Source organism: Hyalangium gracile (assembly GCF_020103725.1).
GTDB lineage: Bacteria > Myxococcota > Myxococcia > Myxococcales > Myxococcaceae > Hyalangium > Hyalangium gracile.
The window spans coordinates 136989-154987 of sequence record NZ_JAHXBG010000016.1 but is presented as its reverse complement, the minus strand read 5'-3'; the positions used below and the strand labels follow the sequence as shown (position 1 = coordinate 154987).

17 protein-coding genes and 1 tRNA gene are annotated in these 17999 nt (G+C 68.3%); 9 read left to right on the top strand and 9 right to left on the bottom strand.

What is annotated here, in order from left to right:
* The first annotated feature begins 42 nt into the window (after positions 1–42).
* A complete protein-coding gene (locus KY572_RS29490) occupies positions 43–609 on the top strand; it encodes a chalcone isomerase family protein (protein WP_224246331.1) in 567 nt (188 codons plus the stop codon).
* On the opposite strand, the gene KY572_RS29485 is transcribed toward KY572_RS29490, so the two are convergent.
* A complete protein-coding gene (locus KY572_RS29485; RefSeq protein WP_224246330.1) occupies positions 606–1634 on the bottom strand; it encodes a PA0069 family radical SAM protein in 1029 nt (342 codons plus the stop codon). The genes KY572_RS29490 and KY572_RS29485 overlap by 4 nt on opposite strands.
* A gap of 365 nt (positions 1635–1999) precedes the next feature.
* Between KY572_RS29485 and KY572_RS29480 the strand changes: the two genes are divergently transcribed.
* Together KY572_RS29480 and KY572_RS29475 are read left to right on the top strand one after the other, a co-directional pair.
* Positions 2000–2752 (top strand): trypsin-like serine protease, encoded by a 753-nt coding sequence (locus KY572_RS29480; RefSeq protein ID WP_224246329.1) that lies wholly within the window; start codon positions 2000–2002, stop codon positions 2750–2752.
* Positions 2749–3681 carry a trypsin-like serine protease gene (locus KY572_RS29475; RefSeq protein ID WP_224246328.1) on the top strand — a complete coding sequence of 311 codons (933 nt, stop codon included), beginning with the start codon at positions 2749–2751 and terminating at the stop codon, positions 3679–3681. The genes KY572_RS29480 and KY572_RS29475 overlap by 4 nt, the downstream gene beginning before the upstream one ends.
* A gap of 53 nt (positions 3682–3734) precedes the next feature.
* On the opposite strand, the gene KY572_RS29470 is transcribed toward KY572_RS29475, so the two are convergent.
* Positions 3735–3807, bottom strand: a tRNA-Gly gene (locus tag KY572_RS29470).
* A 71-nt stretch (positions 3808–3878) separates the two neighbouring features.
* Positions 3879–5810: an ABC transporter substrate-binding protein gene (locus KY572_RS29465; protein ID WP_224246327.1), complete on the bottom strand. Its 1932-nt coding sequence runs from the start codon at positions 5808–5810 to the stop codon at positions 3879–3881.
* 138 nt (positions 5811–5948) lie between these two features.
* Between KY572_RS29465 and KY572_RS29460 the strand changes: the two genes are divergently transcribed.
* A complete protein-coding gene (locus KY572_RS29460; RefSeq protein WP_224246326.1) occupies positions 5949–6803 on the top strand; it encodes an NADase-type glycan-binding domain-containing protein in 855 nt (284 codons plus the stop codon).
* Between the two features lie 58 nt (positions 6804–6861).
* Here the strand turns inward: KY572_RS29460 and KY572_RS29455 are convergent, their stop codons facing one another.
* The 4 genes from KY572_RS29455 to prfA all read right to left on the bottom strand — a co-directional run bounded on the left by KY572_RS29455 (position 6862) and on the right by prfA (position 10608).
* Entirely contained in the window at positions 6862–7251 is a 390-nt protein-coding gene (locus tag KY572_RS29455; protein WP_224246325.1) for a zf-TFIIB domain-containing protein, read from the bottom strand.
* A 114-nt stretch (positions 7252–7365) separates the two neighbouring features.
* Positions 7366–8631: a UDP-N-acetylglucosamine 1-carboxyvinyltransferase gene (gene murA, locus KY572_RS29450; protein WP_224246324.1), complete on the bottom strand. Its 1266-nt coding sequence runs from the start codon at positions 8629–8631 to the stop codon at positions 7366–7368.
* 7 nt (positions 8632–8638) lie between these two features.
* Complete coding sequence (prmC, locus tag KY572_RS29445) at positions 8639–9517, bottom strand: peptide chain release factor N(5)-glutamine methyltransferase (protein WP_224246323.1); 879 nt, start codon at positions 9515–9517, stop codon at positions 8639–8641.
* Positions 9514–10608 (bottom strand): peptide chain release factor 1, encoded by a 1095-nt coding sequence (gene prfA, locus KY572_RS29440; protein ID WP_224246322.1) that lies wholly within the window; start codon positions 10606–10608, stop codon positions 9514–9516. The genes prmC and prfA overlap by 4 nt, the downstream gene beginning before the upstream one ends.
* 149 nt (positions 10609–10757) lie before the next feature.
* Between prfA and KY572_RS47430 the strand changes: the two genes are divergently transcribed.
* On the top strand, positions 10758–10886 hold the full coding sequence (locus tag KY572_RS47430) for a hypothetical protein (protein ID WP_263452091.1): 129 nt from the start codon (positions 10758–10760) through the stop codon (positions 10884–10886).
* 27 nt (positions 10887–10913) lie between these two features.
* Here the strand turns inward: KY572_RS47430 and KY572_RS29435 are convergent, their stop codons facing one another.
* A complete protein-coding gene (locus KY572_RS29435) occupies positions 10914–12122 on the bottom strand; it encodes a CapA family protein (protein ID WP_224246321.1) in 1209 nt (402 codons plus the stop codon).
* Positions 12123–12184: 62 nt separating this feature from the next.
* Here KY572_RS29435 and KY572_RS29430 point away from each other — a divergent pair, with 62 nt between their 5' ends.
* The 3 genes from KY572_RS29430 to KY572_RS29420 are packed head-to-tail and all read left to right on the top strand — an operon-like array spanning position 12185 to position 15378.
* Positions 12185–13000: a tetratricopeptide repeat protein gene (locus KY572_RS29430; RefSeq protein ID WP_224246320.1), complete on the top strand. Its 816-nt coding sequence runs from the start codon at positions 12185–12187 to the stop codon at positions 12998–13000.
* A gap of 3 nt (positions 13001–13003) precedes the next feature.
* A complete protein-coding gene (locus KY572_RS29425; protein WP_224246319.1) occupies positions 13004–14410 on the top strand; it encodes a hemolysin family protein in 1407 nt (468 codons plus the stop codon).
* Between the two features lie 11 nt (positions 14411–14421).
* Positions 14422–15378, top strand: a complete 957-nt coding sequence (locus KY572_RS29420; RefSeq protein WP_224246318.1) for a glycoside hydrolase family protein — start codon at positions 14422–14424, stop codon at positions 15376–15378.
* 100 nt (positions 15379–15478) lie between these two features.
* On the opposite strand, the gene KY572_RS29415 is transcribed toward KY572_RS29420, so the two are convergent.
* Complete coding sequence (locus KY572_RS29415) at positions 15479–16885, bottom strand: serine/threonine protein kinase (protein WP_224246317.1); 1407 nt, start codon at positions 16883–16885, stop codon at positions 15479–15481.
* Between the two features lie 152 nt (positions 16886–17037).
* Here KY572_RS29415 and KY572_RS29410 point away from each other — a divergent pair, with 152 nt between their 5' ends.
* Positions 17038–17997, top strand: a complete 960-nt coding sequence (locus KY572_RS29410; RefSeq protein ID WP_224246316.1) for a hypothetical protein — start codon at positions 17038–17040, stop codon at positions 17995–17997.
* Positions 17998–17999: the final 2 nt, after the last annotated feature.

Below are 17999 nucleotides of genomic sequence, written 5' to 3'. Positions count from 1 at the left end.
GGCTGGCTTACACCTGGGGGCCTACCCCGTCGGGAGGAGTCCATGAAAGCGACACTGTCCGCTCTGGTGCTGTCCCTTACCCTCGCGCTGCCCGCCCTGGCCAAGGACAAGGAGGTAGCGGGGGTGAAGTTCCCCGAGACCCTCACGGTCGAGGGCAAGGAGCTGAAGCTCAACGGCACGGGCCTTCGCAAGAAGATGGTCTTCAAGGTCTACGCCGCGGGGCTGTACCTGGAGACGCCGTCCAAGGTGGGCTCGGAGGTGCTCAGCTCGGATCAGATCAAGGTCGTCCGCATGAGCATGCTGCGCGACCTGGAGAAGGCGAAGATCACCGAGGCCATCACCGACGGCGTGACGAAGAACAACAAGGCGCAGCTGCCGGCGCTGAAGGAGCGGCTGGACAAACTCAACGCGGCCATCCCGGATCTGAAGAAGGGGGATGATCTGCTGATCACCTACGTGCCGGGCAAGGGCACCCAGGTGCGGAGCCAGGGCGGAAAGGAGCTGTTGCTCGAGGGCAAGGACTTCGCGGATGCCCTCTTCGGCGTGTGGCTCGGCAGCAACCCGGTGGACGACGGCCTCCGGGACGGGATGCTCGGCAAGGAGGACTAGAAGAGGCTGAGCTGAGCGGAGGGGCGCGCCGGCCGCTGGAAGGTGGTGGGCGCGCTCTCCGTCATGAAGGCCATGCGCATGCCGACCTTGCGCGCCGTGGTGTCGAAGAGGCGCTCGATGGTCTCCGCGTAGAGCCCCTCGCCGCGCATGCGGTGGTTGAAGCGCGAGTCGGACAGCACACCGCCGCGCGTCTCCCGGATGCGGTGCAGCACCCGCTCGGCGCGCAGGGGGAGCTTCTCGCGCAGGCGCTCCTCGAAGACTGCCTTCACGGGGCCGGGCAGGCGCAGCAGGGTGTAGAAGGCGCGGGTGGCGCCGGCCTCTCGCGCGGCGGTGAGCACCTTGGCGATGTCCTCGTCATTGAGGCCCGGGATGATGGGCGCCACGGACACCGTCACGTCGATACCCGCCGCGGCGAGCCGCTCGATGGCCTGCAGGCGCCGCTTCGGCGTGGCCACGTAGGGCTCCATCGCTCGCGCCAGCTCCGGGTTGTGGAAGGGCAGGCTGATGCCCACCCAGAGCCGGGCCTCTCGCGCCAGGGTCTGGAGCACGTCGAGATCGCGCTCGATGAGCACGCCCTTGGTGATGATGCCCACGGGGTTGCGGTACTCGGCGCAGACCTCCAGGCAGCGGCGGGTGAGCCGCATCGAGGCCTCGAGCGGCTGATAGCAGTCGGTGACGCCGCTGAAGACGATGGGCTCGCCCTTCCAGCGAGGGCGATCGAAGGCTTCGCGGAGCAGCTCCGGAGCGTGGGGCTTCACGACGATGCGCGTCTCGAAGTCCGTGCCGGCGCCCATGCTGAGGTACTCGTGGCCGGGGCGCGCGTAGCAGTAGGCGCAGGCGTGCATGCAGCCACGGTACGGGTTGACGCTCCAGGAGAAGCCCACGTCCGGGCTGCTGTTGTGCGTGAGGATCTCGCGGGTGTGATCCTCCAGCACCTCGAGCCGCGAGGGCGGGATCTCGTCGAGGTACTCCACCTCGGTGCTCGCCCAGGGGTTGGGCGGATTGGAGACGGGACGCGGCTTCACCTGATCAAGGTGGACCTGAAACTGTGTTCAGTCAAGGCCTTCGGGAAGGCCCTGGAAACACGAGGAGATCCGCTGTGCTTGTCGGACCTTGGGCCCCTGACTACGGTGGTTCCCATCAAGATCGGTTCATGCCCACTCCCCACAAGCTGCCCGGCAGGCTGCCCACGTGTGCCCCCATGCTCCTGGTACTGGGCATGCAGTTCGCCGCACTGGGGTGCCAGAACCGCAAGGAGCCAGCGCCAGCGGATGCGGGAGGGGGCGCGACTCCCGGTGACGCCGGTGCTCTCGCGCTGGAGGATGCAGGAGGCGCCCTGCCGCCGGAATTCCCTCAGCCTGCCAGACTGAATTACCTCGAGCTGGCGGGGATGTTGGACAAGGTGAACCGGTACTCCGCCGCCGTCGATATCGAGACCACCGAGCCCACGGAAGCGGGCATTCATGGGCTCTGCAGTGGAGTGCTTCTCAGCCCTCGCCTCGTGCTGACCGCGGGGCACTGTGTTTGCGTGCGCAGACCCGCTTCCACTGCGGACAAGCCGGGCAGGTTCATCATCGACGGAACCTCCTGCTCAGGCAGTCCGGCCGTGACCACGATGATCTATGCGCCAGCGGGAGCGGACACGCCTCCACCCGGAAGCGGGAGTCGGCTCCACAAAGGCGTGGAAGTCCGGCCGCATCCTGCTCTGGAGGTGGTGCTCGATGCCCAAGGCCAGGTGGAGTCCAGTCGTGGGGATCTCGCCCTCATTCTCCTGGAGGCTTCTGTCGAGGAGACATTCTCTCCGCTCCCGCTCGCGGACGAAGACGTTCAGGCAGGCGAGAGCTTCGTGATGATCGGCGGTACCTTCGACGAGTCCCTCGGCGGGGTGGCGCGGCAGCGGCGCTTCACGCGCTACAAGGTCGCCAGGTTCATGGATGTGGGCAGTGGCTGGGTCCTCTACGAGCAACCGAAGCGCGACCTCTATCGAGGGTCCAGCGGCGGGCCTTGTGTGCGGGAGAGCTCGGGAGGGCCGGTCCTCATTGGCGTGTCGGGTAGGGGATTGGGAGGAGAGCCGACCTTCACCAGCCTTCACCCCTACCTCGACTGGCTCCGCGCCGCGATTCGCTCCGTCAACCCCAGATGATGAGCCTGGAGGCTTCAGGCGGCATCGCTGGCTCAAAGGTGCCTGATCCGATGCATCCTCACCCGAGACTGTTGAGCCTCATGGTGCTGTTGGTCATTTGCGGTGCGTGCGCGAGCAACTCCGGAGCGAAATCGCATGCTCCTTTAGAGGGCACTCCCTCGGAGCATCCCTATGTCCTGGGAGGAAAGCTGGACTCGGGCAACATCTACCCGAACACCGTGCTGCTCACGTTGCCCTCGAATGGTTCAGCGATAGCGACCTGCAGCGGAGTGCTCATCAGTCCTCGGCGTGTCCTCACGGCGGCGCATTGCGTGTGCATGGAGAAACCGTGGGTGCTAGAGGCCGGCGAGCCAGGGACGCTGATCGACGGGTCCATGTGCCTGGATCGGCTGACCGTGCAGACGGTTCTCTATGGGCAGCCCGGTTCTCCGAGAGATTACGTCGGAATCAAGGTCGAGCCTCATCCAGGGCTCAGGCTCCTCTATGACGGCAATGGAGCGCTCGTCTCGGCGGAATCCGATCTGGCTGTCATCCACCTGGAGAATGCGGTTCAGGGAGTCAGGAGCGTCGAACTGGCCCGGAAGACCGTCGCCGTGGGCCGGAGAGTCGTCCTGGTGGGCTTCGGGTACGCCGACATGCGGAAGAAGAAGATTGGAGATCGCCACTTCGGACGAACGGAGATTGCCCGGGTGGAGGGCGAGGTCTTGACGGTCACGCAGCCAGGGGTTCATGCGTACGAGGGTGACAGTGGGGGGCCGTGCTTCGAGTGGCCTCGAGGAGGCAAGAGCCCGCTTCTCGTGGGTGTCAATCGTGGAGGCAGTGCGCCCGTCTACTCGGCCTTCACGAGCACGGTCTTCCCCAGGAATCGGGAGTGGCTCGAGAGGATCATCCGCGAGGACACCCAGGCGGATGCTCCTGGGGCGCCATAAAACACTAAGGCCGGTAGTCCCTGGTTTCCCTAGGAACTACCGGCCTTTTGTTGAGCGGCGGACGGGATTCGAACCCGCGACCCCGAGCTTGGGAAGCTCGTGCTCTACCAACTGAGCTACCACCGCGACCGAAGCGAGCCCAAGGTAGGGGCCTCGCTCGACCTTGTCAACGAGAAGTGACGCCCGAGTCCGCTCGGCTACTCCCCTTCCTCCACCGTCAGCTGGTACGGGTCCTGGAAGTTCGACTCGCGGTTCTTCACGTCGCGCACCTCCAGCACGTACACCCCCGGCTCGGCGCTGTAGCGGATGGTCTCCGGCTGGTCGCCCTTGGCGCGATCGGAGGTCTGCATGAGCGCCAGCTTGCCGTCCTCGCCCACCCGGTGCAGGTACAGCGCCACGTCCACCTTCAGGATGCCCAGCAGCGTCGCCCGAAGCGCCGTGCGCACCGGTCGATCCGTCAGGTCCAGCCGGTAGTAGTCCACGTCCTTCAGCGGGTAGACCGTGCCTCGCACCGCCTTGCCCAGCGAGAGCTCCATGCCCCGGTCCACGGTGTTGTTCGGCTCGCGCTCCTCGCTGCCGTTGTCCGGCACCGCGCTGACGGTGATGCGGTAGGGCTGGTCCGCGTTCTCGAAGTCCTTCACCCACTTGCCCTCCACCTTCCGCGACGCCCCCTCCACCTTGAAGTAGCAGCTGCCGCTGCAGGACACGTTGTTCAGGCGCTCCGGCTCCTTCAGCGCGCCGTCGTTCGCCCTCAGCGTCACCGTCTCCTGCGCCCCGTCGCCCGCTGGCGCGTCCACCGCCGACAGCACCAGGTCCAGCCGCTCCACCCCGGACACCTCCACCTTCGCCAGCATGGGCTCCGTCGTGCGCAGCACGTAGTAGTCCACGTCGCTCTTGGGCGCGAGGAAGCCCTCCTTGAAGCCCGAGCCGCTCATCGGCGTCGCCTTGTAGAGCTCGTCATTGGGCTCCAGCTCCGCGTTGGCTCCCGCCTCCTCCAGTGACACCGAGAGCGTGTACGGGTTCGTCGCGTTGTAGGTGCGCTTCGCGTCCTTGCCCGTGCCCACCCAGCTGCTCTTCACCACCACGTAGACGACCTTGTCCGTGGAGCGCACGCCGATGTTGCGCAGCGCCAGCGCCTCGCCCTCCTTGCCGCGCAGGGAGAACAGCGGCGCCTCCGCCGCCGAGAGCACCGCCAGCTCCGGCCGCACGCCCTCGATGGCGGACAGCTCGATCTTCAGCGCCAGTCCCGGAGGCTCCGGAGGCGCGGCGGGGGTGCCGGCGTCTCCTGTCTGGGCCACGGCCCCCGGCGTTCCGGTGGGGCTGGCCGGGGGAGTCCCCTCCGGGGGCGGCGTGGAGCCCTCCGCGGTGGGCGCCGAACCCTCGGGAGCAGGGGAGGGCGGAGTGCCCTCAGCCGCAGCGGGAGGAGTCCCCTCTGTCGGCGTGGGGGCGGTCCCCTCCGTGGGCGTCGGAGCCGGCGTGGGAGGCGGCGGCAGAGGCGCTTCCTCGCCAGGATCAGGGGCCGGGGTGCTCGGCTCCGGCGTGGGCAATTCGATCCGGTACCAGTCCTCATCTCCCGCGTGGCCGATGTAGGCCGCCACCGTCTGCCCGAGCGTCAGCGCCGTCGAGTCCACGGCCCGATCATTGGGCTCGCGCTCCTCGCCGTCGTTGGGGCGCCGGTAGGCCAGCGTCAGGGTGTATGAGCCGCCGCTGCCCTTGCGCGCCGAGGCCACTCGCACGAAGCGCTCGCCCTCGACGAAGAGGTTGGGGAAGTGCTCCGGCTTGCCCTCGCCCTCGCTGTTCACCCCCGCCAGCCGGTTGCGGTCCCGGTCGTACACCTCGATGACCACATCTCCGCCCGGGATGCCCGACACGGTGATGTCCGCCGTCCGCGCGGCCGGGGGCGCCAGCCGGTACCAGTCCTCGTCCCCCTTCGCCGGGTCGGCCGAGAGCGCCGCGCTCACCACCGCGTCCCGAGTCAGCGCCAGCGCCTGATCCGGCCGCTCGTTGGGCTCCTTCTCGCTCAAGACATCCGGGCCGGCGTCCACCGGTCCCGCGTCGGCCACCTCGTCCTTCCCCTTGGGGCAGCCGGCCAGCACCGCGCACACAGCAATCCAGCCCAGACGTCGCATCGCGTTCCCTCGCATCGGCCGCCTACTCTTCCCCGTGGGGACCGGGTGTCAAGCACCGCAAACATGCGGGGTCGGGTTTTCATCCTGAGCCCCTGCGCTCTGGTGAGCCCCTCGGGGGCCGATCCAAGATGCACGGCCATGCGAAGCCTCCCGGTCCTCTCCAGCCTCCTGCTCGCCGCTTCTGCTCCCACCGCCTTCGCCGCGCCTCCCGCCTCGGTCGGCTATGCCCAGGCCGCCGACTACCTGGACAAGGACGGCCACCCCGAGCGCTACAACCCGCTCAACGTGCTCGATGGGCGCGACACCACCGTCTGGTGTGCCTCCGACGCGGAGGGGGCCCCCCGGGGCATGACGATCGGCTTCAAGGGCGTGGCCACCGTGGACGAGGTGCGCGTCTACACCGGCAACGGCTCGGATCGGGACGCCTTCAAGACCCACCCCCGGGCGAAGAAGATCGCCCTGGAGGGCAAGGACTCCGCGCGCGGCTTCACCCTCGAGGACAAGCGCGGCCTGCAGACCATCCCGCTGAACCCGCCCGTCACCGGCGCCTGGATCACCCTCGAGGTGAAGGACGTCTTCCCGGGCTCCGACTCCGGCGCCCCCGTCTGCCTTACGGACGTCATCCTCTACTCGGGGGGCAAGCCGCTGAACGGGACGAAGCTGGCCCCCGTCCTGAAGTACGACGCCCGCCAGGCGCAGGTGCTGGGCACCTGGTTCGGCGGCCTGGAGGGCGCGGCCGACCGCTTCCTCTCCTTCTACGTGGATGGGACGTACCGCTTCGTCCACGAGCCGCTGGGCGGCGGCGAGCCGAGCGTCCTCACCGGCGCCTACACCACCTCGAATTCGCGGCTGTCGCTGGAGCTGCCCAAGAAGGGCAAGGTCTCCGTGAAGTTCACCCGGGAAGAGGCGGAGGGCTCGTCGGGTGGACACACGCTGGCCCTGGAGGGCGATCTGCCGGAAGAGTGGAAGGAGCCCTTCCGTAGCCGGCCCTGAGCCGGCGGCTCCGTCTCCGGGGCGAGAGGAGAGGGCCCGAGCCCTCTCCGGCTCTGGATCAGCCCGCGGCTGTCTTCTTCTTGGCGCTGAAGGCCTTGAAGAAGTCGACGATCTCCTGCATGGCGACCTTCACGTCGGTGGCGTCCTGGAACTCCGACTCCAGGAAGATTCCGCCGCAGGACTCGCAGGAGTCGTAGCTCAGGGGGTGGTGACGGTCACCACCGTTGATCCGTACGAGATCCACCTGGCACTCGGGGCACTGTCCGGTGAGTGCTTCCGCGTCGACCTTGCCGCCCTGACTCTCCAGACCGGGAAGATTGTTGTGGAGCAGGACCCGATTGAGGTCGGCGACGTCGATCCACAGCCCGCCGCAGTCTCCACACTTCCGCAACGTGAGATCATCCCCCTCGAGATCGGCCATCTCGACGTTGCAAGCGGGGCAATTCATGGGGCGGTTCGTTCTCCTGGAAGGGGGAGGCTTGCTCCCCGTGGATTGGAGAATGATAGGGCGCCCAAATTTCAGGATGCAACCAGCACCGGCGGTTCTGTTGACAGCGAACTTTCAGGCCTTCATCCGGCGGATGTCCGCCCCCAGGCCCCGCAGCTTGCGTTCGAGCCGCTCGTAGCCCCGGTCCAGGTGGTACACGCGGGCCACCTCGGTGCGCCCCTCGGCCCGGAGGCCGGCGAGGATCAGCGAGGCGCTGGCCCTCAAGTCGGTGGCCATGACAGGGGCCCCCGAGAGCTTCTTGACGCCCTTCACCACGGCCGTGGGACCCTGGATGGTGATGTCCGCCCCCATCCGGTGCAGCTCCGCTACGTGCATGAAGCGGTTCTCGAAGATGTGCTCCGAGATGACCGAGGTGCCGTTGGCCACACACATGAGCACCATGAGCTGGGCCTGCATATCCGTGGGAAATCCAGGGTGCTCGGTGGTCGTCACGTCCACCGGGTGGATGGATTTCGGGGCCTTACAGCGCATCCCCCCGTTCTCGGTGGTGATGGTGCATCCAGCCTCGCGCAGCTTCAGCACCACGGCCTCCAGGTGCTCGGGCACCGCGTGCTTCACCAGGACGTCCCCGCCGCTGATGGCCGCGGCCACCAGGAGGGTGCCCGCCTCGATGCGGTCCGGGAGGATCGAGTGCTCCACCGGCCGCAGGGAGTCCACCCCGTCGATGGTGATGACGGAGGTGCCTGCCCCCTCGATCTTCGCCCCCATCTTGTTGAGCACCCGGGCCAGCTCCTCCACCTCGGGCTCGCGGGCGCAGTTCTCCAGGACCGTCCGGCCCTTGGCCAGCACCGCCGCCATCAGCACGTTCTCCGTGCCGGTGACGGTGATGCAGTCGAAGTTGACGGTGCCGCCCTTGAGGTGCTTGGCCCGGGCCTCCACGTAGCCCTCGGTGAGGGTGATCTCCGCCCCCAGGGCCTTGAGCCCCTTGAGGTGCTGGTCGATGGGCCGGGCCCCGATGGCGCACCCGCCCGGCATGGAGACGCGCGCCCGGCCGTAGCGGGCCACCAGGGGCCCGAGCACCAGCACGGACGCCCGCATCGTCTTCACCAGGTCGTACGGGGCCTCGGGGGTGATGTTGCCGCCCACTCCCACCTGGCACACGTTCTTCTGCCGACCGGTGAGGCGCTCGGCCTCGCAGCCCATGGTGTTGAGCACCTTGAGCATGGTGGCCACGTCCACCAGGTCCGGCACGTTGCGGTAGGTGCTCACCCCGTCAGCCAGCAGCGAGGAGGCGAGGATGGGGAGCGCGGCATTCTTGGCTCCGGACACCTTCACCTCCCCGTGCAGCGCGGGGCCTCCCTTCACGACGATCTTGTCCATCTCTGTCTCACCCCTGTGGCCCGGTGGCCGCAGGCTGTGTCCCAAATGCCAGGCGATCTCTGCGCTCCAGGTCCTTCTCCACGCGCGCGTTCTCGAAGCCCGCGGCCTGGAGCAGCTCCCGGACGGCGCTCCCCTGGGTTTCCCCAATCTCCATTGCAAGGAGGCCGCCAGGCAGCAGGTAGCGGCGGGCTCCCTCGATGACCCGGCGGACCATCTTCAGCCCGTCCTGGCCGCCATCCAGGGCCAGGTGGGGCTCACGGCGCACCTCCGCCGACAGCCCCGGAATCTCCCCCGAGGCGATGTACGGCGGGTTGGAGGCGATGAGCTGGAAGCGGGCGTCCGCCGGCACGGGGGCGAAGAGGTCCCCCTGCACCACCGTGACGCGAGCGCCCACCCCCAGCGCCTCGGCGTTCTCTCGAGCCAGCGCGCAGGCGTCCGGCGACACGTCCGTGGCCAGGATGGAGGCCTGGGGGCGCTCGGCGGCGAGGCTGATGGCGATGCAGCCGGAGCCGGTGCACACATCCAGGGCCCGGCTGGGGGCATCCCTGGGCAGCACGTGGAGGGCGGCCTCCACCAGCAGCTCCGTCTCCGGGCGGGGGATGAGCACCCGCGCGTCCACCTTGAAGGAGCGGTTGTAGAACTCCTTCACGCCGGTGAGGTACTGGGTGGGCTCGCCGGCCATGCGCCGCTCGATGAGGGCTCGGAAGGAGGCCAGCTCCTCCTTGCCCAGCGGCTGGTCCAGGTCCACGTACAGGCGGACCCGGCTCGTCTTCAGCACGTGCGCCAGGAGGATCTCGGCGGTGAGGCGCGGGGCGTCCACCTGGCGCTTCTCGAAGTGCTGGGTCGTCCAGGTGAGGACCTTGCGGATGGTCCAGGTCTCGCTCATGCGCGTGCGGCGGCGCCGGGGCCCCCACCGGTCTGCTGCTTGAGGGCCTCGGCCTGGTAGTAGGTGCGGCAGGCGGTGATGACGTCCTCCACGCCGCCCGCCATGATGGCCGGCAGGTTGTGGACTGTCAGGCCGATGCGGTGGTCCGTCAGCCGGTCCTGCGGGAAGTTGTAGGTGCGGATCTTCTCGCTCCGGTCCCCGGTGCCCACCTGCCCGCGGCGCATGGAGTCGCGCTCGTTGCGGATGCGCTCCTGCTCGATCTCGTAGAGCTTGGCGCGCAGCATGCGCATGGCCTGGGCGCGGTTCTTCGTCTGGCTCTTCTCCTGCTGGCACTTCACCACGATGCCCGAGGGGTGGTGGATGAGGCGCACCGCCGAGTCCGTCGTGTTCACGCTCTGGCCGCCCGAGCCCGTCGAGCGCATCACCTGCATCTCGATGTCCGCCGGGTTGATCTGGATGTCCACGTCCTCGGCCTCGGGCATCACCGACACGGTGATGGTGGAGGTGTGGATGCGGCCCTGGGCCTCGGTGGCCGGCACGCGCTGCACGCGGTGCACGCCCGACTCGTACTTCATGTGGCTGTAGACGCCCGGCCCGGACAGGGTGACCGTCGCGTCCTTCACCCCGCCCGCGCCGCCGGGGCTCATGTCGACGATCTCCGCCGACCAGCCCTTCTTGGCCGCGTAGCGCAGGTACATCTGCATGACTTCCTCGGCGAACAGGCCGGCCTCGTCGCCGCCGGCGCCCGCGCGGATCTCCAGGATGACGTTCTTCTCGTCATTCGGGTCCTTGGGCAGCAGGAGGATCTTCAGCTCCTGCTCCATCTCGTCGCGCTGCTGCTTCAGCCCGGGCAGGGCCTCGCGGGCGTAGGCCTTCTCGTCCGCGTCCCCGCTGTCCAGCCAGGCCTCCACCTCCTTCAGGTCATCGAGGACCTTGCGGTAGGCGCGGAACGCCTCGACGAGCTTCTCCAGCCCGGCGCGCTCCTTGGAGACCTTCTGGAGCTTCGCCGAGTCCGCGAGAATGTCGGGGTTGGACAGGTCGGCCGTGAGGCGCTCGAACCGGCGCTCGACCTCTTCAAGCTTGTCAATCATCGTCGTACCCGGGGTATTGCCCCGTTGCCCGCCCGCTGGCAAGGGCGGAGGGCGTCAAGAAATTCCTTGGAAGCCTGGGCAGGAGCGTGAAAGAAGGGCGCCCGTTGCCGCTACACTGCGGCTCAACAACTGCACTGGAGTGCTCGAACATGCCCGCCCAGAAGGGAAATCGCAGCAAGAAGAAGCTGTCCAACCGCGCCAAGACGAAGAAGTCCGTCCTGAAGCGCCGCCGCGTGCGCGCCGTCCGCGGCCAGAGCAACAAGGCCCGGCACAAGTAGTCCGTCGGGTCGAGCCCTCCCTGACAGCTAGGGGGGAGGGCTTGCCGGGCGGTAGGGCTCCAGCTCGGGCAGCATGCGAGGAAGCGCCGCCGAGCTGGTGGCCAGCAGCTTCAGGACGTCCTCGGCCTCCGTGCCGGAGACGACGATGGGCTGCATGGGGAACTCCGGGTAGCGGTCCGTCCTGAGTGGGATGATCTCGCTGGACAGGTAGCCCCCCGGGGAGAAGCGGGCCTTGAGCAGCGCGCTGCGCTTGTCTCGCGGGTTCCAGTTACCTCCGAAGACGAAGTTGCCCAGCGAGTAGATGGCCGGGGCGCCCTGGTGCAGCTCCATGGCCTGGAGCACGTGCGGGTGGCTGCCGAGCACCCCCGCCGCGCCCGCCTCGATGGCCGCGCGCGCCAGCCGGAGCTGGTATGGCAGGGGGTTGTAGGTGCTCTCCACGCCCCAGTGGAAGAAGGGGAGCACCACGTCCGCCTGGGCCTTGGCCGCGAGGATGTCCTCACGCAGCATCCTCTCCATGGCGTCCACGTCCGAGTGGTGGCCGGCCACTCCGGGCGTCGTCTCCGTGGCGTACACGGCCCGGGGCTCGATGTTGCGGTCTCCCAGGAAGAAGTAGCCCAGGAAGGCGAAGCGCACCCCGCCGAGCGTCAGCAGGGCAGGGCGGCGGGCCTCGGCCAGCGTCCTGCCCGCGCCGAAGTAGGGGATCTTCGCCTGCTCGAGCGTCATGAGGGTGTCCACGAGCCCCTGGGCGCCGTAGTCCATCATGTGGTTGTTGGCCAGGCTCACCAGGTCCACGCCGCCTGCGAGCAGCGTGTTCACGAACTCGGGCCGGGCGCGGAAGTTGAAGTTCTTCGGCAGCTTGTCGAGGCTGTCGGTGAAGGGACACTCCAGGTTCACGAGGAACAGGTCGGCCGAGTCCGCCACCGCCTTCACCTCCTTGAAGCCGTAGGCGAACATCTCCTCGCGCGAGCGGCCCTGGGCCACCTGCTGGTCGAAGTACTCCTCATAGTGGTAGCCCACCGTCACATCCCCTCCGACGACCAGGGTGACGGGGCGGGGGGGCGCGGCGGGCTGGGGGCCCTGGCTGGCGGATGTCTTCCCGGTGACATCCGCCGGGGCAGAAGGTGGGGGAGCGGACGTCTGCGCGGTGGGCGCGGCGCCCGGAGGGGACTCGGGCTCGGGGACGGGCCTGCGAGCGCAGGCGGAGAGCAGCAGGAGCAGAAGGGCGGCGCGGCGCATAAGTGTACGGAAACTCTACCTTGCGCCCGTCGATTGGCGACGCGTAGATTGCCCGCCGATTCATGGCACGGGAAAAGGACAACATCGCACTCTCGGACGAGCACAACTCGCGCGGCATCGAGCTGGCGGATCGCGGGTGGCTGGACGAGGCGATCAAGGAGTTCAAGAAGGCGATCGAGCTCGATCCGAACTCCGCCCACGCCCACGACAACCTCGCCACGGTGTACGCGGAGAAGAAGCTCTTCCGCGAGGCCCTGGGCGAGTACCTCACGGCGCTGAAGCTGGAGCCGGAGAGCGCCACCGCGCACTACAACCTCGCCTGCTTCCTCTCCACCCATGCCGCCGAGATGGCGGTGGAGGAGTACAAGGAGGCCATCGAGCTGGATCCGGAGTACCCGGACGCCCACCTGAACCTGGGGCTCACCTACGCGGACCAGGGCCGGGTGGAGGAGGCCATGCGCGAGCTGCAGACGGCCATCGAGCTGGATCCGCAGGACGCCTTCCCGCGCCACGAGCTGGCCGCGCTGCAGATGGACGAGGGGGACTACCGCTCGGCCATCAACCAGCTCAAGGAGGTGGTGCGGCTGGAGCCCGACAACTTCGAGGCCCAGCTGGACCTGGGCATCTGCTACGCGCAGAAGGGCTTCTACGCGGAGGCCGAGCGGGCCTACGGGAAGGCCCGGGCGCTCAACGCGGACGATCTGCTGCTCAACTACAACCTCTCCGCGCTGTACGCGCTCTGGGGGCGCCCCAAGGACGCGGTGACGCACCTCCAGAAGGCGCTGGCGGCGGATCGCCCCAAGGTGCTGGGCTGGCTCTCCACGGATCCGATGTTCGACGCGCTCAAGGGCGAGCCGGACTTCGAAGCGTTGTTCTGAGCCATGGCGAGCGAGTGGATCTTCCTGGGGTTGGCGATTCTGCTGGTGTTCGCCAACGGGTTCTTCGTGGCGACGGAGTTCGCCATCGTGAAGATCCGCGCCACGCGGCTGCAGGCGCTGGTGGACGAGGGGACGCCGGGGGCGGCCACGGCGCTGAAGATGGTGGAGAAGCTGGACGCGTACCTCTCCGCCACGCAGTTCGGCATCACCCTGGCGTCGCTGGGGCTGGGCTGGCTGGGTGAGCCGGCGTTCGCGCACCTGCTGGAGCCGCTGGTCGCCGGCCTCGTTCCGGAGTCGGCTCGGGAGACGGTGGCGCACAGCGTGGCGGTGGCGCTGTCGTTCGCGATCATCACCTTCCTGCACATCATCGTCGGAGAGCTGGCGCCCAAGAGCCTGGCCATCCAGCGCGCGGAGGCCACCACGCTGGCCGTGGCGCTGCCGATGCACGTCTTCTATTTCCTGTTCTACCCGGCCATCGTGCTGCTGAACGGGATGGCGCGGCGGATCCTCCGGATGTTCGGGCTGGAGTCCGCCAGCGAGGCCCACGAGGCACACAGCGAGGACGAGCTGCGCGTCATCCTCCACAGCTCGGCGGAGGCGGGCTCCATCACCACCTCGCGGGCGGAGCTGCTCGAGCGGGCGCTGGAGATGGCGCAGAAGACGGCCCGACAGGTGATGGTGCCGCGCAACCAGGTGAAGTTCCTGGACGTGGAGGAGTCGCTGGAGAAGTGCATCGCGGACGCGCGCGCCGCGGGCCACACGTGGCTGCCGGTGTGCCGCGGGAGCCTGGACCAGGTGGAGGGCCTGGTGAACGCCAAGGACCTGTTCTTCCTGCTGTCGAAGGGGGAGCTGCGGTCCCTGTCCCAGGTGCAGCGGCCGGTGCTCTTCATCCCGGAGAACGTGACGCTGGAGCAGCTGCTGGCGGAGTTCCGCCGCCGCCGCCGGCAGACGGCGCTGGTGGTGGACGAGCACGGAGGCACTTCGGGGCTGGTGACCATCGCGGACGTGGTGGCCGAGGTGGTGGGCGACGTGGCGGAGCTGGGCCGGAGGATGGAGGAGGTGCGCTCGCTGCCGGGCGGCCGGTTCGAGCTGCCGGGCACGGCGCAGCTGGATGACCTGGAGGAGCGGCTGGACGTCAACTTCGACCTGGATGAGGACGAGAAGGGCGAGGTGACGACGATCGCCGGCTACCTGATGACGAAGCTGGGGCGGGTGCCGGAGAAGGGCGACAGCCTCAAGCTGGACATGTGGCGCATCCTCGTGGACGAGGTGGACGGGCCTCGGGTGGTGCGGGTGACGGTGGAGCCGCAGGCGGCGGCCAAGGCGGCCCCGGCGACTCCGGCGGATGGCTCGGCGGCGGGGGCGGTGTCCCAGGGGACTACGTCTTCTCCCGGGCGCGGGACGGGGTAAGGTGAAGCCCCATGCGCTGGTCCATCGCGACGGTCTGTGCCGCGGTACTCATGCTGCTGGGGTATGGGGCGTGCTCCTCCGAGCCGGGTAGCCCTTCGTCTGAAGATGCCGGGTCCCAGATGTCGCCGGATGGCGGCACTCTGCCGACGGACGGAGGGGTGGAGCCTCCGGATGGCGGCAGTCCGCACGCGAGTAAGAGCGCCAAGCGGGGGATCGCCTTCGATCTGGCGACTCCCGCGGACCTCGCGGCTGTCTCCGAGGGCGTGAGCTGGTGGTACAACTGGAGCCCTCAGCCCCATTCCGGTGTGCCCGTGGACTACCGGGCTCGCTACCGCATGGACTTCATTCCCATGCTGTGGAACGGGAACTTCGACGCCCAGCGCATCGAGGCCTTCCTCGCGGCGAACCCGCACGTCCAGTACCTGCTGCTGCTCAACGAGCCCAACCTCACCGATCAGGCCAACATGTCGCCGCAGCAGGCGGCGCAGCTGTGGCCCCGGTATGAGGCCGTCGCCCAGCGCACCGGCGTGAAGCTGGTGGGGCCCGCGATGACGTGGGGCACGCTGCAGGGCTACTCGGACCCGGTGGTGTGGCTGGATGCGTTCTATGCGGCCTACCGCGCGGCCAATGCGAACCGCGATCCGCGCATCGATTACCTGGCGTTCCACTGGTACGACTACGGGCTCGCCCAGCAGCTCGACCGGCTCAAGAAGTACGGCAAGCCGTTCTGGGTCACCGAGTTCGCCAACTGCCACAGGCAGAACGATGGGGCGCAGATCGACTCGGTCGCCAAGCAGAAGGCCCAGATGACGGAGATGGTTGCCGTCTGCGAGCGCCGTGAGGACGTGTTCCGCTACGCCTGGTTCACCGGCCGGTGGACGAACGATCCGTGCTTCGCGAGCCTGCTGGAGGCTCCGGGCGTCCTGACGGAGCTGGGCGAGCACTACGTCTCGCTGCCGTTCCAGTGATGGATGCTGCCCCTGTCGGGCGCGCTTCGTGCAAACTGGTCCTACAAGCATACAGGTTCGGGCGGAGTGCCCGGACCCCGGGCCTGTGTTGGCGCTCAGGCTATTCGGCGCCCTCATGGTGCCGGGGAAGCCTCGTCGTAGGAACCGTGGTCGAGGGGCGTCGTTTGGGGCTAACGATCGGCAGGTAGCACGCTCCTTGGTACATGGAGCCGCCGACTGACTCGCACTGCTCCTGCGCGAAGGAGGTTTTCATCCAGCAACCATCGTTCAGGGCGACCTGCTGCTTGTGAGGGCAACGTCCCTTCGCATCGGGCTTTGCCTGTCCTGGCTCCGGCTCGGGAGGTGTGTCCGCAACCATCGCCCCTGGATCGGAGGGCGCAGGCGTATCCTCTGTGGAAGCGGACACGGCGGCCTCTCCCAGCCCCACGGGGCCCGCATCCGCAGGCCCTGATGCTCCGATTCCTCCGGGGGCAGAGCGGAGGGGAACTTCGGGCGTTCCGGCAATCACCCACAGCATCGCGGTGGCCAGTGTTCCCACTGCGGCCACAGTGGTAAGCCAGCGCTGCCAGGAGGACGTGTCTGCCCGATCGTTGGATGGCACGTGGGCAGGCGTGAGGGTCGTGGCCGCTCTCTCCATCGCCCGGGCCAGCTGCGCCGCGGTGCCTCGCTGCTCGGGGCGCATCGAGAGCATGCGCAGGATCAGCTCGCGCAGCGGCGGCTCGACTCGGGCAGAGAACAGCGCGTGGGGAAGGACCAGGGACTCCACGCGCCAGGTGCCGTGCTCGTCTCTTCGCGTCTCTCCCAGGTCCGGGTAGGTGCCCGTCACCAGCCTGCACGCGGTGACGCCCAGGGCGTACAGGTCATCGGTTGGCAGGGCGCGGTAGGCAGTGGTGGCTGTCCGCTCGTGCTGAGCGGCGAACTGCCAGGCCTCTGGAGAGCGATAAATCGGAGTTCCAGGCGGCAGCGGTGGTGGCGTGAGGGTGTCCGCGCCACGGAAGGTGCTCGAGCCGAGGTCGGTGAGGAAGACCCGGCCGTCCCAGCGCCGGACCAGGATGTTGGCCCCTTTGACGTCGCGGTGAACGGCCTCCTGGGTGTGGAGCGCCTGGAGCGCCAGCGCCACCTGGGCCAGCAGCCGCAGCACCTGTGCCGAGTCGGGACGGTACAGCCGTGCCCAGTCGTACAGCGGCACTCCGTCCACCCACTCCATCGCTATATATGGATGCAGCGTGCCGTCCGGATGCTGCCACTCGCCATGATCGATCAGGCGCGGGAGGTGGGGGTGATGCTGCCGCGACAGCAGCTCCGCCTCGCGAGCGAAGCGAGGATCTCGAGGGAGCATGGCGAGCTTGAGGGCGACCGGAGCCGCGTGTTCGTCGCCGATGCGAACGGCGCGGTAGACGGCGCCGTGGACACCGCAGCCGGCCCAGTCCATCACGCGCCAGGGGCCCACCTGCGTGCCCAGGGGCAGAAAGGCGGGCGGGGGGCTTGGAGGGGACGCGCTCTCCATGAGGGCCTCGTGCAAGGGCAGGGAGCTGCTCCCTTCACCCGACTCCAGCCTACGCCAGGGCGGGCGACAGCGCACCCGGGCATCTGCCGTGGGACGTCCTCAACGAGCCTGGAGACCTGTCAGGTCAGACCCCTCGCGTAGGGTGTCGCACCATGGCTTCGATGCTGCACGAGGGGTTGGTGCTCCTCTTCCGAAATCGCCCCACGCTGGCGCCCGAGCTGCTGCGAGATGCGCTCGGGCTGCCGCTGCCGCGCTACTCCGAGGCGCGCGTGGAATCCGCCGAGCTCACCGAGGTGGTGCCCACCGAGTACCGGGCGGACCTCGTGGTGCTCCTCCTCGAGGGCAAACCCGTCTTTGCCATCGTGGTGGAGGTGCAACTGTGGCGGGACGAGGACAAGCGCAAGACGTGGCCGCTGTACCTGACCAGCTTGCGCTCGCGGGTGGGCTGTCCCACGGCGCTGTTGGTGGTGGCGCCGGATGCGGCAGTAGCCCGTTGGTGTGCTCAGCCCATTCCGCTGGGCCACCCGGGCTTCGTGCTTCAGCCGCTGGTGGCTGGGCCGGATGCCATCCCCGTGCTCGTGGATGAACAGGAGGCCCGCGAAGACCCGGAACTGGCGGTGTTGTCCGCCATGGCACATGGGCACGAAGAGATCGGCCAGACCATCGCCCGCACGGTGTTGGAGGCGTTGAAGGGTCTTGAAGGCGATCGCGTGGACCTTTACGTTGACCTGGCCTTGTCCTCGCTCAGCGAGGCAGCCCGGAGAGCCCTGGAGGCGCTGATGCAGAGCGGCAAGTACGAGTTTCAGAGCGAGTTCATGCGCAACTTCCACGCCCGGCTCCGCTCCGAGCGCGAGGAGGGCCTTCAGGAGGGGCGTGAGAAGGGGGAGCAGGCAGCCCTGCTGGAAGTGCTCGACGCTCGGGGCCTCCAGGTGGATGCCGCCTCCCACCAGCGAATCGCGGAGTGCAAGGATCTGGCGCAGCTCAAGATCTGGCTGCGCAGGGCCGTGACGGCCGAGTCCGTGCAGGAACTCTTCGAGGACAAGCCCGAGGCTCGTAAGGCCAGCAAGTCCGTTCGGACCCCCAAGGCACCCAGGTCCCGCTCGAAGCGGTGACC